This is a genomic window from Amycolatopsis benzoatilytica AK 16/65, from assembly GCF_000383915.1.
In the GTDB taxonomy this organism is placed as follows: domain Bacteria; phylum Actinomycetota; class Actinomycetes; order Mycobacteriales; family Pseudonocardiaceae; genus Amycolatopsis; species Amycolatopsis benzoatilytica.
In genome coordinates this window covers 867,839-883,707 of sequence record NZ_KB912942.1, presented here as the reverse complement: position 1 = coordinate 883,707, position 15,869 = coordinate 867,839, and the positions used below count along the sequence as shown (strand labels likewise).

Here is a 15,869-nt window from a genome sequence, read left to right as displayed (position 1 = left end):
GACGACGGTAACCGACCCCTCCGACAATCCCGTTCGCCCGGCCCGCGATCGAGGCGCAGACTGGCCGCATGGTGTCTTCGGTCGCGGTGCTGTCCGACATCCACGGCGTGCTGCCCGCGCTCGACGCGGTGCTCGCCGAGCCCGACGTGCTGGCCGCGGACCTGATCGTGCTGTCCGGCGATCTCGCCGCCGGCCCGCTGCCCTGCCAGACGCTGGACCGGCTGGTCTCGCTCGGCGACCGCGCGGTGTGGGTGCGCGGCAACGCCGACCGCGAACTGGTCACGCTGGCCGGCGGCGGCGAAACGAAGATCCCGGACCCGATCGGCCCGTGGTCGGCGACGCGACTGCGACCGGACCAGGTGAAGCTGCTCGCCGGATTGCCGCTGACCGCGACACTGGAGGTGGACGGCCTCGGCGAAGTGCTGTTCTGCCACGCCACCCCGCGCGACGACGAAGAGGTCGTCCTGGTGGACAGCCCGCTTTCGCGGTGGGCCGAAGTGCTGGACGGCGTCACTGCCGAAACGGTGGTGTGCGGCCACACGCACATGCCGTTCCTGCGACTGGCCGACCGCTGCCGGATCGTCAACCCGGGCAGTGTCGGAATGCCCTACGGCACAACGGGCGCGCACTGGGCCCGGCTCGGCCCAGGCGTCGAACTGCGCCGCACTGCCTACGACGTCGAGGCAGCCTGCCAGCAGCTCGTCGAGATGTCGGAGTACCCAGGAATCCACGACTGGAACGACTTCTACGTACGGAATCCAGCGTCAGATGCGGAAGCGTTACGGGTTTTCAGCCCACGCGCTCGCGGAACGAACGCCACATGATCACCGCCGCGTAAGGCAGGAACTCGCGTCCGCGCCGCCACAGCCACGGCACGCCCTTCGCGACCAGCCAGCCGAGGTGTCCGGCAGTGCTCGGCTCGACGCCGCCGGAACACGTCAAGCTCACCGGTTCCGGCACCGCGAAACCGGCCTCGGCCGCCAGTCCGGCGAAGCCCTGCGCGAGCAGCCGGTGCCCCAGCTCAGACGGATGCAGCCGATCGACACTCCACACCGTGAGGTCGTAGGCGCCCGGCAACGCGTCGAGGTCGAGACACGCGATGCCTTCGGTCTCGACCACGCCGTCGATCGCCGCGTTCAGCTCGGCGACGCGCGCGCCCAATGCGCGCTTCAACGACGGCGGGAGGCGAAAAACCTTGCTGTGGTCATGAAACCGGACCGGCAGCACGGTGGTCCCGATTGCCGACAGCTCGCGCACGATCGCGGTCAGCTCGGCAGCGATGCGCTCAGCATCGAAGTCCGGCCGCAAGGTGTCGTTCATCCCGACGATCACCAAAGCGACATCGGGCCGATGCGCGAGCGCGGCGGGCAGCTGGCCGGTGCGGACGCACCCCATCCGAGCGCCGCTGAACGACGGGTTGAGGTAACCGTCTTCGCCGACGCCGAGCGCGGCCGCGACCAGCGGCCCCACGCCACGCCATCCGCCGCGCTCCGGCAACGGATCGCCGAGGCCGACGGCTGTCGAATCCCCGAGCACCACCAGCCGTTCGGCACGACGCGGCTCGGGCGCGGGCCTCTCGCGGACGACGGGGGCGGCTTTCGGGACTGGGGTGACTCCGACACTGATCACGGTCACGCCCAAGACCATCCGGCACCGAAACTCACCCCTGGTGATGACCAGGTAACGCCACAAGGACGGAGCCGGGAACTTTCCGGTACCGCGCCCATCGGCTGCCCGCTATGCCGCTTTTGCCCACCCAGGCAGGTGCGTGAAGGGAACATTGAGGGACTCTGAGTCCCTCAATGTTCCCTTCACGGCAGATCAGCGGAACGCGGGGTAGAACGCGAGATCAGCGTGTGGGCCCAGCCGGGCCGCCAACGCGGCCGCCACCCTCGTGGCGTGCTCCGCGACCTCGGTCAACCGCGAGTACCCGGCGTGCCGGGCCAGCTCCCGCCACCAGGTCACCAGCGCCGCTTCCCGGCTGACCGGTGTCGCGTGCCGGCGCAGGTCCAGCTCCGGCAGCAGCTCCCGGGTGACCGCCCACACGTGCAGCACCTCGCTGATCGTGAGCTGCCGAGCCAGCTCCACGTCATCGGCGAACGACGGCCACACTTCGACGACCTCGGCCCGCCACGCCGCGATCATCGCCTCGCTCATCCCGGCGGGCAACGCCATCGCCCGCGGATCCGCCGCGAACGGCAACCGCAGGCAAGCGGCGTCGACCAGCGCGGTGCGCACCCGCCCGCGCTCGAAGTCCAGGAACCGCACCCCGCCGCCGGTGATCAGGTTGTTCTCCGGGGACAGCTCTACCGGGCTGAACGCCCGGAACGCCGCCGAGCGAGCCTGCGCGACGGCCTCCGTGACCCGTTCCCGGACCGCCTCCGGCACTGGCACGTCCAGCAGGTCGCCGAGCAGCCGCTCCACGTCGTCGGCAAGACCGGCCAGGTGATCGTCTCCGGATCGCGCCGGCCCGCCGAGGCGCCGCAAAAGCGCGTTGAAATCGGCTTCGCGGCTGGCCGTGCTGGCGTGCAACCGGCCAAGCGAGCGTGCCCACGACAGCAACGCGCGTTCCGCCGCCCTCGAATCACGGGCCGCCAGCTTGTCCCGCAGCGTCGGCGCGCGGCCGAGGTCCTCGATCACCAGCACGCGGTGCCCGCCGTCGTGCGCGAGCAGCTCCGGGCACATCCGCTCGTCCGGGGACAGCGCGGTGAAAAGCTGATAGCTGACCGCTTCCTGCGCGAACGGGTCAGCACAGCCGGGCTCCGGCGGCTCCGGATAGTGCTTGACGACCAGCGTCCGCGGCAGCGCGAACGACGACGACACGACCCGGGCCCGGACCACCGTCGCCGGCCCGCTTCCGGACAGGTGCTCGGGCGAAACCAGCGTGATCGCGCTGCCGAACCTGCGCGTGAGCACCGCCTCGCCCGCCGCGACGGCCGCGGCGACGGCGAGCTCCCCGGCTTCCGCCTGGACTGCGGCGTCGCCGGCGGAAGAGGTGTCGACTGTCATTGTCACCGACCCTACTCGTGACTGAGCAACCATGACCACCACGCTCCGAGTACCGGAATCACCCTCGGGAAAGCGGACGTAGCAACGCGCCGGAACGTTGCTTGCGCCGCCGGAGGATCAGCACAATGGCCGCAGCAAGAACGATTCCGAAGAGGTTGACGAGCAGCTGCAGCAGCGAAAACCCGGCCCGGTCCCAGCGTCCGGCGACCGCGGCGACCATCGCGTAGCCCGCCGCGGGCACCGTCGTCACCGAAATGAACACGCCGACCAGCGCCGCCGATTTCGCCGACGTCATCGCCAGCATTCCGGCCGCTCCGGCGAGCAGCGCGACCACGAACGACGCCGGCCCGACCTGGTACACGAAATCGACCTCGTGGTTGCTGAGGATCGCGTGCGGGTCGAACAACCCGGCGGTGCCGCCGAGCAGCACGCCGATCAGCGTGATCGCCATGGCGATCGGGAAGCCGCCGACCAGCGCGACCCCGGCGCGGCGCACCAAGTCCCAGCGGCTCAGGACCAGCCCGACGGCGATCGCGGCGAGCGGCCCGAACTCCGGGCCGACCACCATCGCGCCGACGATGGTCACCGACGAGTCGGTGAGCACGCCGACCGCGGCGAGCAGGCACGCGATGGCGAGGAACGCCTGGAACGTCGCGTTCCAGCGCGATTCCTCGCCGGTGCGGCCGAGCAGCTCCTGCCAGACGACCGCGTCCGCGCCTTCGCCGGGGGCAGCTTCCTCGGCCGCGTCGGCGGCATCGGAGAGCGCCGTGTCCAGCGATTCCATCGTGATGCCGCCGGTGCGGTCGAGACCGAGCGTGCACAGGCCGTCGACGATCTCGTCGGCCGCCTCCCGCGCGACGTCCGCCTCGATCAGGTCGCCCGGCGGCGAGACGGCCGCCCCGCGGTGCACGATCAGGTGCGCCGCGCCCGGGTGGCTTTGCAGCAGTTCCAGCGTTTCGTCAGTGCTCTCCGGCGGGCAAACTGCCCTGAGGTGCAGCACTACGCCGCCCCGTCCGGTCGGCCGCCTGCCACTACTTCTCCTGAGCGGCAGCCGGCTTGCTTTGCGGGACCGCCGGCTTCGCGTCGATGCCGGCCTCTTTGCGCTGCTGCGCGGTGATCGGCGCGGGTGCCGCGGTGAGCGGGTCGTAGCCGCCGCCGGTCTTCGGGAAGGCGATGACGTCGCGCAGCGAGTCGGCCTTGGCCAGCAGCATCACGATGCGGTCCCAGCCGAACGCGATGCCGCCGTGCGGGGGCGCGCCGAACTGGAACGCTTCGAGCAGGAAGCCGAACTTCTCCTGGGCTTCTTCCTCGCCGAGGCCCATCAGCGCGAACACGCGCTTCTGGACGTCCTCGCGGTGGATACGGATCGAGCCGCCGCCGATCTCGTTGCCGTTGCAGACGAGGTCGTAGGCGTAGGCGAGCGCGTTGCCCGGGTCCTGCTCGAACTTGTCGACCCACTCCGGGGTGGGCGAGGTGAACGCGTGGTGCACCGCGGTCCACTTGCCGGAGCCGACCGCGACGTCGTCGCCGATGTCCTCGACCGGCGCGAACAGCGGTGCGTCCACGACCCAGACGAACGACCAGGCGTCCTCGTCGATCAGGCCGAGCTTGCGGCCGATCTCTTCGCGCGCCGCGCCGAGCAGCGGCTGCGCGGCGGACACCTTGCCGGCGGCGAAGAAGATGCAGTCGCCGGGCTTCGCGCCCGCGGCGGCCGCGACGTTCTCGCGCTCGGTCTCGGAGAGGTTCTTGGCGACCGGGCCGCCGAGCGTGCCGTCCTCGTTGACCAGTACGTAGGCGAGGCCCTTCGCGCCGCGCTGCTTCGCCCATTCCTGCCACGCGTCGAGCTGACGACGCGGCTGCGAAGCGCCGCCGGCCATCACGACCGAACCGACGTAGGGGGCCTGGAACACCCGGAACGGCGTGTCCGAGAAGAAGTCGGTGAGCTCGGTGATCTCGAGGTCGAAGCGCAGGTCCGGCTTGTCCGAGCCGTACTTGGCCATCGACTCGCGGTAGGTGATCCGCGGGATCGGGGTGGCGATCTCGTGGCCGACCAGCTTCCACAACGCCGTGACGATCGCTTCGCCGACCGCGATCACGTCGTCCTGCTCGACGAAGCTCATCTCGATGTCGAGCTGGGTGAACTCGGGCTGCCGGTCCGCGCGGAAGTCCTCGTCGCGGTAGCAGCGGGCGATCTGGAAGTAGCGCTCCATGCCGCCGACCATCAGCAGCTGCTTGAACAGCTGCGGCGACTGCGGCAGGGCGTACCAGGAGCCCGGCTTGAGGCGGGCCGGGACGAGGAAGTCGCGGGCGCCTTCCGGGGTGGACCGGGTCATCGTCGGCGTCTCGATCTCGACGAAGTCCTGCGCGTGCAGCACCTCGCGAGCCACCCGGCTGACCTCGCTGCGCAGCCGGATGGCGGCCGCCGGGCCGCTGCGGCGCAGGTCGAGGTAGCGGTACTTGAGCCGGACTTCTTCGCCGACCTCGACCCGGTCGTCGATCGGGAACGGCAGCGGAGCGGCCTCGGACAGCACGACCAGTTCGGTGGCCAGCACCTCGATCTCGCCGGTGGGGATGTCCGGGTTCGCGTTGCCCTCCGGCCGCCGCGACACCTCGCCGACGACCTTCACGCAGAACTCCGACCGCAGAGCGTGCGCGCGCTCGGCCATCTCGCCCTCGCGGAAGACGACCTGCGCGACCCCGCTGGCGTCCCGGAGGTCGATGAAGATGACTCCGCCGTGATCGCGCCGCCGGGCCACCCATCCGGTGAGGGTGACGGTCTGACCGGCCTGCCCGGCACGCAGGGTGCCGGCTTGATGAGTGCGGAGCACTGCGACTGCTCTCCCTAGGTCCACGAGATTCGGTGCGGCGGGCGTCCGGTGCCGAACGCGGTTTTCGCCGAGTACAGAGGCTAACGAACCCGGTGCCGGGGGGTGCGGGCAGGTTTGGGTCGGGCGGCGGAGAGGGCGGGTCACAGCAGCCGCAGCTGTTCCGCTTCTCCGGCTCGTTGTCCCGCTTCCGCGTCGCGTTGCTCCGGCAGCGCCACGCCCTTCTCCCCCGCTCCCTCCGCCGGCGCCCGGGTCTCCGAGTGCGCCCGGGGAGCCCGCGGATCCAACCCGTGCCGGCGCAGCAGCGGCGCCACCACCGTGGCCAGCCGTTCCCGGTAGCCCCGGTCGACGTAGCTGCCTCGGGCGTACAGCCGCCGGTACCGCGGGGCCAGGTCCGGGTACTCCCGCTTCAGCCAGGCCGCGAACCACTCTCGCGCGCCCGGTCGAAGGTGCAGCGGCAGCACAGTCACTCTGGTCGCGCCAGCCTCGGCCAGTTGCGCGAACAGCGGGTCCAGCGCGTCCGGCGAATCGGTCAGGTACGGCAGCACCGGCGCGACCATCACCGAGCACGGCAGTCCGGCGGCGGCGGCCTTGCGGATTAGGTCGAGTCTGGCGCGCGGGCTGGGCGTGCCGGGTTCCAGCCGGCGTTGCAGCTCGCCGTCCAGCAGCGCCAGCGATACTGCCAGATGCACCGGTACGTCCTGGCGCGCCGCCGCCAGCAGCGGAAGGTCCCGGCTCAGCATGGTGCCTTTGGTGAGAATCGACAGCGGCGTTCCGGAATCCGCCAGCGCCCGGATGATGCCGGGCATCAGCCGGTAGCGGCCCTCGACGCGCTGGTACGGATCCGTGTTGGTGCCCATCGCGACCGGTTCCCGTTGCCAGCTCGGTCGATTCACTTGGGCGGCAAGGACTTCTGGCGCGTTGATCTTGACCACGACCTGGCTGTCGAAATCGTGCCCGGCGTCGAAATCCAGGTACGTATGGGTGTTGCGGGCGAAGCAGTTGTGCGACACCATGCCGTCCGCGATGAAATCGCCGGTGCCGGTGGTGATGTCGAACAGCGGCAGTTCCAGGCCCAGCGACAGGACGCTGGTGACAGTGCGCCGGACGCCGCCGATCACGGTGCCCTCCAGCGAACGCTTCCATTCGACGGCCGGGTCCACCAGGTGCAGGAACCGCAGGACTTCGGCGGTTCCGCCGGTGAGCCGGGCCTGCCTGCGGCCGGGGTGCTGCCGGTGGCCGACCGTCTCGTAGCCGAACGAGAACCGGTCCAGCGCGGCGAACAGCATGTCCACCACTTCGTTCTCGTCGTGCGCGATGGACAGCGTGCCGCGCCGGTAGCCGCCCGCGAGGTCGAACAAACCGGCCAGGAAACCGCGCGACCAGTGCGCGTCCGGTTCCGGCGGGATGCGCATGAAACCCACCGACGAGCCGAAATCCGGCAGGTAGGCCAAGGCTCGCGCGGCCGCGTCCGGTTCCGCGGCGAAACCGCCGGACCGGAGCATTCCGCACAGGTAGCCGGCCCGGTAGCCGAGCGTGTCGTCCGGGGTCCGGACGAACCGGCCGCCGCCGACGAGCTCGGTGCCCGCCTCCAGTCGCGGGCGTTGCGCGGCGCCCAGTTTGCTGCCGGTGACGTACTTCCAGCCGCGCGCGCTCAGGAACCGGTGGTCCGGCCCGGCGATGATCTGCGTGCCGTCGTCCAGCGCGACGCGGTACGCCTCGCGCACCGTGGTCCAGTGCGCGAGCACCTCGGTGGGCACGAGCCGGCGCGCGACGCCGTGCCCGCGGGTGCCCATGATGCGGTCGCCGACGCGCAGGTCCGCGATCGGCTTGGCCCGGCCGTCCGCCATCAGCACCGGCGTATCGCCTTCGAGGCAGTAGGTGCACGCGTGGGAACACCCGCGATAAGGGTTCACCGACCACCGGAACGGCACCGCGGACGACTCGGGCACCCGGTTCAGCACCGACCGGGCGCGCACCTCGTGAAAGGTGACGCCGCCGAACTCGGGAGCCCGTACCGAACGCACGACCTCCCCAAACGCACCGAGACCGGGGAGCGTCTCCTCCTTCCCCGCTCGCAACTGTTCCCAACGCACCCCACCAGTCGAACACATGTTCTAAACCGCTGTCAAACATATGTTCGAACACCCCTCGAGCGAACGAGGCGGACCTTTCGGGATCAGCCGCCGAACCGCTCGAGCGCCCGGATCTTGTTCGTCGCGTCCAGCGCCGCGACCTTGTACGCCTCCGACAACGTCGGGTAGTTGAACACCGCGTCCACCAGGTAATCCACCGTGCCGCCGCAGCCCATCACGGCCTGGCCGATGTGCACCAGATCGGTCGCGCCGGTACCGAACACGTGGACGCCCAGCAGCTTCCGGTCGGCGGTCGACACCAGCAGCTTCAGCATCCCGTAGCTGTCCCCGGAGATCTGCCCGCGCGCGAGCTCCCGGTACCGCGCGATGCCGACCTCGTAGGGCACCGACGACGAGGTCAGCTGCGCCTCGGTCGCGCCGACGTAGGAGATCTCCGGAATCGTGTAGATCCCGATCGGTTGCAGCGCCCCGATGTCGTGCGCCGGCTCGCCGAACGCGTGGTACGCGGCGAGCCTGCCCTGGTCCATCGACGTCGCGGCGAGCGCCGGGAAGCCAATCACGTCGCCGACCGCGTACACGTGCTCGACCGACGTCCGGTAGTGCTCGTCGACCTCGAGCCGGCCTCGGCGGTCCGCGGCCAGGCCGGCGTTTTCCAGCCCCAGCTCACCGGTCATGCCCTGCCGTCCGGCCGAGTACATCACCGCGTCCGCCGGGATCCGCTTGCCGCTGACCAGCGTCGTCACAGTGGCGTCGTCGGACACCGCGACGTTCGCGACCTTCTCCCCGAACCGGAACGTGACGCCGAGGTCGCGCAGCTGGAACTTGAGCGACTCGACGATCTCCGGGTCGCAGAAGTCGAGCATCTGGTCGCGCTGTTCGACCACCGTCACCCGCGAGCCGAGCGCGGCGAACATCGACGCGTACTCGATGCCGATCACCCCGGCCCCGACGACGACCAGCGACGACGGGATCGACTCCAGCGCCAGGATCTCGTCCGAGTCGAGCACGCGGGCGGCGTCGAAGTCGACGTGGTCCGGGCGCGCCGGGCGGGTGCCGGTCGCGATCACCACGTAGTCGCCGGTGATCGTGCGCCGGTCGCCTCGGTGCTTGCCGTCGACCAGGACGGTGTGCGGGTCGGCGAACGAACCGATGCCGCGGATCAGGTCGACGTGGTTGCGCAGCAGTTGCGCGCGCACCACCTGGACCTCGCGGCCGATCACGTGCTGCGTCCGAGCCATCAGGTCGGCGACAGTGATGTCCTGTTTGACCCGGTAGCTCGCGCCGTACAGCTCGCGCTGGTTCATGCCGGTCAGGTACAGCACGGCTTCGCGCAGCGTCTTCGACGGGATAGTGCCCGTGTTCACGCACACGCCGCCGACCATGTCGTGCCGGTCGACGACCGCTACTTTCTTCCCCAGTTTCGCCGCCGCGATGGCGGCTTTCTGTCCTCCCGGACCCGAACCGATGACGATGAGGTCGTACTCGTATTCGCTCACCGACCAGAGCCTGCGCAACCGCATCGGTCCGCGCAAGTCTCGCGGGCCGTGTCGGCGCCGGCCGTACCCCGACAGTTCAACCGTCAGGACCGCAGCGCGCTCCGGCGGCGCTGCAGATCCGTCACCGACCCGAGCGCGGCGTCGAGTTCTTCGCGTAGCAACGCGGCCTGTTGCGCAGCCACCTCCTCCCCGAGCAATTTCGCCACGCGCCCCTCGGCTATCAGCGCCAACGCCTCCCACGGCGACGCTGCCAGCTCTCCGACCGGGACGCCGTCCGCGGGCGGCGTCAGCTCGTCGGCAAGCCCGGCGGCGCCCGCGGCGAGCAGCGCGGCGACGACGAGATGCGGCTGCGCGTCCGCTCCGGCGAACCGGAACTCCAGCCGCGGCGCGGACGACGTGCCGCACAGCCGGACCGCGCAGGTGCGATCGTCCGGGCCCCAGCGCAGCTCGCGCGGCGAGAACGGGGCGGTGCGCAGCCGGACATAGCTGTTCCAGGTCGGCGCCCACACCGCGGACAAGGCTCGGGCATCGCGCAGGACCCCGGCCAGGAAAGCGCCCAGCGCGAACGGAAACCCGACCGGACCGTCCGAAGCGGACAGCGACAGATGGACATGGCCCGAGTTGCCCTGGCCCGGTTCCGGCGCGGCCGAATAGTCGGCCTGCACCCCGTGCCGCGCGGCCACCCGGCGGGTCAGCAGCCGCAGCAGCAAGGCGTCGTCGCAGGCAGCGAGCGCGTCGCGATGACGCAGGACCACTTCGTACTGGCCCGGATGACACTCCGCGCGTGCCGATTCGACGCCCAGCCCCGCGGTCGCCGAGCGCAGGTCGGACAGCAGCGGAGCGAGCCGTTCGGTGCCGCCGACGGCGTAGTCCACGCCGTGCCCGGTGAGCGGAGTTCCTTCGGCAGTGCGGAAAACGACCTCGTGCTCGATCCCGATCGAGGGGACCAGCCCGTGTTTCTCCAGCGTTGCCAGCTGCTCCCGCAGGACGGTCCGGGGAGCGAGCCCGGCCGGTGCGCCGGACGGCAGCTCGGCGTCCCCGACCACCGCCCAGGTGCGATCGCCGAGCGGGAACGCGGTCGCCGCGTCGAGCCGGACTCGCAGGTCACCGAAGCCACCGAGGTAGGACCGCAGCTGTTCGGTCTCCGGCAATGGCTCGCGCTCCGGGGTCCAGGCGAAGACGTAACTGCAGACGCCGTACCCGCGGTCCAAGACCTCGGCGGCGAACGGCGCGGCCAGCTCCACCGCGGCGAATCGGGCGTGCGGATCGGGGACCAGCAGCAGCAACCTGGCGCCGTCCTCGGCCAGCACCCGGCGCAGCACCGCAGCGCCCGCAGCGCCCGCTTCGGCACGCACGGCCAGCGAGCGCGGCCCGAGCGGGCGGTCGAACGGCGTCACCACACGCCGTCCGGATCGGGGCGGTGCAAAGGATTCGGCACCCGGCCCCAGCGGACGTCGAACTCGTCGTCCCGTTCGACCTTGTCGAAGCCTTGCCCGGCGAAGTGTTCGCGGTTGAGCGTGACGCGCTCGACGTCCGGCGCGAACAGCCGGCAGGCGTCGAACCGCCCGGCCACGTCCGGGTTTTCGTCGCGGTAGCGGCCGACGACCTCGCGCACCAGCGCCCAGAACTCGCTGCGCGCGAAGCCCAGGTCGTCCAGCAGGATCTCCGCCCAGAACCGCAGCTGCCCGGAGAAGACCGAGCTGAACAGCGACTGCGCGAGCAGGTGCGCGGGCCAGCGCAGCATGTCCGCGTCGGCTTCCGGCGGGAGATCCGCGTAACAGGGCAGGTCTTCGTCCATCAGGTCGACACCCTGGGCGAAGTCCTTGATCGCGACGCGCAGCGGCCGGCCAGCCGGGTCGACCACGAGGACCAGGTTCTGCCCGTGCGGGCAGAAGCCGACGCCGTACCGGAGCAGCCATTGCAGCAGCGGCGTGAGCAGCAGGTCGAACAGCCGCGCCAGCCACGCCTCCGTTCCTTCGCCGGACTGGGTGATGAGCCTGGTCAGCACGGTTTCACCGGCGATGTCGCGGTAGGGCAGGGCAGCGAAGGAAATCGCCTGTTCGCCTTCGTCGAGGCGAGCGGCCAGCGGCTCGCGCCACAACGCGCCGAGGGTCTCGTGGAACCGGTACGGCAGCTCCTCGAGCGAGCCGAACAGCGGATGCCGGACGGACACGCTCGCCACCTCGCCGAGCAGCTCGAAGCGGTACTTCTCGGACAGCAGCGGGTCCGCGGCGTCGATCCGGCGCAGCCATTCGGTGACCGACGGCCCGGCGAGCGTCGCGGCGGAGTTCAGACCGCGGTAGACGAGGGTGTTGCGCACGGACACCGCGGTTTTCACGTCCCGCCGGCTCGGCGCCGAGCGGTTGGCCAGCGTCCGGACCGTCTGGTGCGGACGGTACACGTCGCTGCTCTCGCCCAGATCCGCCATCCGGCCGACGGCCAGCTCGGCGGCGTAGAGCGTGCCGATGATCTCGTCGGCCTGCCACGGGTGGACCGGCACCCAGAGGTATTCGGCCGGATCGCCCAGTTTCGCGGTACGCGCGGCGAATTCGGCCCGGGTTTCGGCGTCCAGCTCCTCGCGCAGCAAGGATTCCGCGTCCAGGCCGGCCACGCTGCGGAACTGCGCGAGGTCCCGGTGCACGGCGTACCAGCGGAGCCGGATGTCCGCGCCGGACTCCGGCGCGTAGCGGGCCCGGTCACGGGCGGAGAAGCCGACGCGGCCCTTGTTCAGCACCAGCCGCGGGTGCCCGGTGAGGTGCCCGTCGGCCAAGTTGTAGTCCATCTTGGACAGTGCGGCCGCGCTGGGGGCGCGGCGCAGCCGGGTAGCTTCGTTGGCGACCGTCGCGGTCAGCTCGGCGAGGACGTCGGCCAGCCTGAGCCCGGTCAGGCCAAGGCGTTCGCGGGCATCGACCACCAGCGTGCGCGGATCGTCCGCCGGAGTCTCGACCTCGCGGTGAACCCGGCTCGCGCTGCCCGCCAGGACCGTCCATGACTCGAACGCGCCGCGGCGGGCTTCGAAGCGGTACGAGACGTCGCCGGGCAGGTCGAGCTGCCAGCTGCGGTGCCCGGCCTGCGTCGGTTCGCCGGGCCGGGGTACCAGCATCGCCTCGTAGGACAGCTCGCCGAGCATCTTGTGCGTGACGAGCGAGCCCGCGGCCCGCCAAGCGGCGTCGTCGGTCAGGGTCACTGGTCCTCCGTCTGGTCAAGGCCGAACGTGGTGAAGGCGGTGCGCTCGGGCAGGTCGTAGACCGGTTTTCCGCACACCTCGTTGAGAATCGCCGCGGCCCGCCACGCGCCGAGGCCGAGGTCCGGCGCGCCGGGGCCGTGTGTGTGCAGCTCCGCGTTCTGCACGAACAACGCGCCGGGCACGTCGAGCCCGACGCGGTAATCGGCGCCGATCACGAGCCGCCCTCGCTCGTCGCGGTGCACCGCGTCGCCGAGCCCGTGCAGCAACGGACCGGTCGGCGTGTCCGCGTAGCCGGTCGCGGCGACCACCGCGGACGTGCGATGGGTCGCGGCCGTTCCTTGCTGGAGGTGCCGCAGGCCCAGCTCGATCTCGTCCCCGCCGGTCGCGGACACCACCTCGACGCCGGGGGTCAGCACCGCGCCCGGCCAGCCGCCGCCGATGCTCCTGCGGTACAGCTCGTCGTGGATCTCCGCCATCGTTTCGGCGTCGATCCCTTGGTAGAGCTGCCATTGCGTCGGGAGCAACTGGTCGCGGACCGGTTCCGGAAGACGGTGGAAGTACGCGGTGTAGTCCGGGGTGAAGTGTTCCAGTCCGAGCTTCGAGTACTCCATCGGCGCGAACGCCGGCGTCCGCGCGAGCCAGCGCAATCCGTCCACAGTGGACCTCGAGCGCAGCAGGTCGAGGAACACCTCGGCGCCCGATTGCCCGGAACCGACCACCGTCACCCGGTCCGCGGCGAGCAGCTCGGGCCGGAACGCGAGGTAGTCCGCCGCGTGCAGGGCGAGCACGTCCGGCGCGGACACCAAGGGTCGCAACGGTTCCGGCACGCTCGGCTGGGTACCGACGCCGAGCACGACCGACTCGGCCAGCACCGGCTCGGACCCGGCGACAGTCAGCTCGAACGCTTCTTCGCCGCCGATCCAGCGCAGCCCGGTCACCTCGTGCCCGAACCGGCACGACGGCAGCCGTTCCGCCGCCCAGCGGCCGTAGTCGTCGTATTCGGCGCGCGGCAGGTGGAATCGCTCGGCGAAATAGAACGGCAGCAGCCGGCCGCGTTCGCGCAGGTAGTTCAGGAACGAATGGCGGCTGGTGGGGTCGACCAGGGTCACCAGGTCGGCCAGGAACGGCACCTGCAGCGTCGCGCCGTCCAGGAGCAGACCCGGATGCCAGCGGAACTCCGGCCGCGCGTCGAACAGCACGACGTCCAGGTGGTCGAGCGGGTCCGCCAGCGCCGCCAGCGACAGGTTGAACGGGCCGATCCCGACGCCCGCGAGGTGGTAGCGCCTCACGAGGCGACCGGGCTTTCCCGCGCGACGTTCGCCCGAAGGTCCGCCGCGCTCGCCGCGACCGCGTCCAGCACCGCCCGGTAGTCGGCCGGCGACGTGTGCGGATGCAGCAAAGTGAGCTTGAGCCACAGCTGGGCCGCACCGTCCGGACCGGTCGGCAACGCGCCGCGGCCGACCACCGCGGTGCCGTCCTCCAGCAACCTCCGGCGCACCTGCGCGACGAGATCGTCGCCAGCCAGCCCGGCCAGCTCGTCCGCCGCCAGCGGCCGGAAGACCACTGTGGACAGCTCCGGCACGCCCCATGAACGCAGCGCGGGATGGGCGCTGACCATCTCGTGCACAGCGGAGGCGTTGGCGCAGCAGCGTTCCACCAGCGCACCAAGCCCGGACGTGCCGAGCGCGCGCACGGTGACGGCCATCCGGAACGCATCCGGCCGGCGCGACGTACGCAGCGATCGGCCGAGCAGATCCGGCAGACCGGCCTCAGTGTCGTCATCGGCGTTCAGATACTCGGCGCGGACGGTGAGCGCTTGCAGATCCGCTTCCGCGCGAGCGGCGAACACCCCGGCCGCGACCGGCTGCCAGCCGAATTTGTGCAGGTCAAGGGCCACCGAATCGGCCAGTTCCAGCCCGGCCACGCGACGGCGGAGCGTTTCGCTGCACAGCGCCATGCCGCCATATGCGGCATCGACGTGCAGACGGGCACCCGTGCGACGGCAGATCTCCGCGATCTCCGGCAACGGATCGATCCGGCCGGTGTTCGTGGTGCCCGCGGTCGCCACGACGACCGCCTGCGCACCGAGCGGCGCGAGAGCCTCGGCGAGCGCCGACGGGACCATCCGGTCGTCCGCGCACGGCACCACGACCGGCGCGGGGAGGCCCAGCAGCCAGGCGGCCCTGGCGACGCTGTGGTGCGAATTCGCGCCGCAGACCGGCCGGGTGACCCCCGATTCCCGAGCCAGGAGCAGGCCGAGCAGGTTGCCCTCGGTGCCGCCGGACGTGACGACCGCGTCCGGACGCGCGGCGTCCGGGTAGCAGAGCCCGGCGATGCCGGAGGTGAACTGCCGTTCGATCTCGCTCGCCACCGGCGCCTGGTCCCAGGAATCCATCGACGGGTTCAGCGCGGACGCCACCGCGTCAGCCGCGACCGCGACCGCCAGCGGCGGACAGTGCAAGTGCGCCGCGCACGCCGGATCCGCCGGATCGGCCGACCCGGCCGCCAGGAGAGTCGCGAGTTCTTCCAGCGCTTGTTCCGCTCCGACACCGTGCTTCGGGAGGCCGCCGGCGGCGACGGATCCGTCCGGCGAACCGGCGTCCGCCGCGCGAGCGAGCGAAGCCGCCACCGCGACCGGACCACCGGCCGGGACCGGGCCGCCGCGCTCCGCCGTGCCGGCCGCCATTCCGCGCAGGGCCGCCGGAAGCAGCCGGGCCAGCCGGTCCGCGCCGCCGGGTCCGCCGGCCAGCCACTCCGCCGAGGAGAGCTGGGGGCCCGGCGCGCCTGCCGAGGCCGAGGGCGCATCCGCCATGGAACCGCCTTTCTTAGGGTACCCTTGCCTACCTTACCCTCCGCAACGATACGGATACCCACCGACAGTCCACGACCGGGTGGGTACCCGCGCCCCCAGCATGCTGGGCACAGCCGGTCCCACGCGTCGGCCAGCCGTGTTTGATTGCTGTGTTTGATTGCCGCGGCTCGCCGCGGCGTGCGAGATCGCCGTTAGCCGATTTCTTCCTTCCCGATCCGCTCGGCCTGGGGGCCGAGCGGATCGCTCAGTCCAGAAATCGGCGCGATCTCGCGGGGTGGTTCCGGACCGAGCGTGCCGGGGCAGAGTGGGGCGGAGGCAGAGCACGAACTCGCGGGAGTGGTTCCGGATCGAGCGTGCCGGGGCAGAGTGGGGCGGAGGCAGAGCACGAACTCGCGGGAGTGGTTCCGGATCGAGCGTGCCGGGGCAGAGTGGGGCGGAGGCGGA

General features: G+C 71.2%; 11 protein-coding genes. 1 reads left to right on the top strand and 10 read right to left on the bottom strand.

All coding sequences use genetic code 11. From position 1 onward, the window contains the following. Window positions 1–68: 68 nt before the first annotated feature. Window positions 69–824, top strand: coding sequence for a metallophosphoesterase family protein (locus tag AMYBE_RS0104135; RefSeq protein ID WP_020658076.1), 756 nt, complete (start codon window positions 69–71; stop codon window positions 822–824). On the opposite strand, the gene AMYBE_RS0104130 is transcribed toward AMYBE_RS0104135, so the two are convergent. The 10 genes from AMYBE_RS0104130 to AMYBE_RS0104085 all read right to left on the bottom strand — a co-directional run bounded on the left by AMYBE_RS0104130 (window position 790) and on the right by AMYBE_RS0104085 (window position 15,425). Next, window positions 790–1,647, bottom strand: coding sequence for an SGNH/GDSL hydrolase family protein (locus tag AMYBE_RS0104130; RefSeq protein ID WP_027927362.1), 858 nt, complete (start codon window positions 1,645–1,647; stop codon window positions 790–792). The two genes, AMYBE_RS0104135 and AMYBE_RS0104130, sit on opposite strands and share 35 nt — an antisense overlap. Window positions 1,648–1,821: 174 nt before the next feature. Continuing rightward, window positions 1,822–3,009, bottom strand: coding sequence for a hypothetical protein (locus AMYBE_RS0104125; RefSeq protein WP_020658074.1), 1,188 nt, complete (start codon window positions 3,007–3,009; stop codon window positions 1,822–1,824). 58 nt (window positions 3,010–3,067) lie between these two features. Next, a complete protein-coding gene (locus tag AMYBE_RS0104120; protein WP_020658073.1) occupies window positions 3,068–4,009 on the bottom strand; it encodes a DUF389 domain-containing protein in 942 nt (313 codons plus the stop codon). A gap of 31 nt (window positions 4,010–4,040) precedes the next feature. After that, complete coding sequence (gene aspS, locus AMYBE_RS0104115) at window positions 4,041–5,837, bottom strand: aspartate--tRNA ligase (protein WP_020658072.1); 1,797 nt, start codon at window positions 5,835–5,837, stop codon at window positions 4,041–4,043. A 140-nt stretch (window positions 5,838–5,977) separates the two neighbouring features. Further along, window positions 5,978–7,948, bottom strand: a complete 1,971-nt coding sequence (locus AMYBE_RS0104110; RefSeq protein ID WP_154676116.1) for an intein-containing Rv2578c family radical SAM protein — start codon at window positions 7,946–7,948, stop codon at window positions 5,978–5,980. A 65-nt stretch (window positions 7,949–8,013) separates the two neighbouring features. Next, window positions 8,014–9,450 (bottom strand): Si-specific NAD(P)(+) transhydrogenase, encoded by a 1,437-nt coding sequence (gene sthA / locus AMYBE_RS0104105; RefSeq protein ID WP_020658070.1) that lies wholly within the window; start codon window positions 9,448–9,450, stop codon window positions 8,014–8,016. A gap of 59 nt (window positions 9,451–9,509) precedes the next feature. Continuing rightward, on the bottom strand, window positions 9,510–10,823 hold the full coding sequence (locus AMYBE_RS0104100) for a type I glutamate--ammonia ligase (protein WP_027927360.1): 1,314 nt from the start codon (window positions 10,821–10,823) through the stop codon (window positions 9,510–9,512). After that, on the bottom strand, window positions 10,820–12,613 hold the full coding sequence (locus AMYBE_RS0104095) for an IucA/IucC family protein (protein ID WP_020658068.1): 1,794 nt from the start codon (window positions 12,611–12,613) through the stop codon (window positions 10,820–10,822). The genes AMYBE_RS0104100 and AMYBE_RS0104095 overlap by 4 nt, the downstream gene beginning before the upstream one ends. Beyond that, entirely contained in the window at window positions 12,610–13,902 is a 1,293-nt protein-coding gene (locus AMYBE_RS0104090; RefSeq protein WP_020658067.1) for a lysine N(6)-hydroxylase/L-ornithine N(5)-oxygenase family protein, read from the bottom strand. The genes AMYBE_RS0104095 and AMYBE_RS0104090 overlap by 4 nt, the downstream gene beginning before the upstream one ends. Further along, window positions 13,899–15,425: a pyridoxal phosphate-dependent decarboxylase family protein gene (locus AMYBE_RS0104085; RefSeq protein ID WP_020658066.1), complete on the bottom strand. Its 1,527-nt coding sequence runs from the start codon at window positions 15,423–15,425 to the stop codon at window positions 13,899–13,901. The genes AMYBE_RS0104090 and AMYBE_RS0104085 overlap by 4 nt, the downstream gene beginning before the upstream one ends. Between the last annotated feature and the right edge of the window lie 444 nt (window positions 15,426–15,869).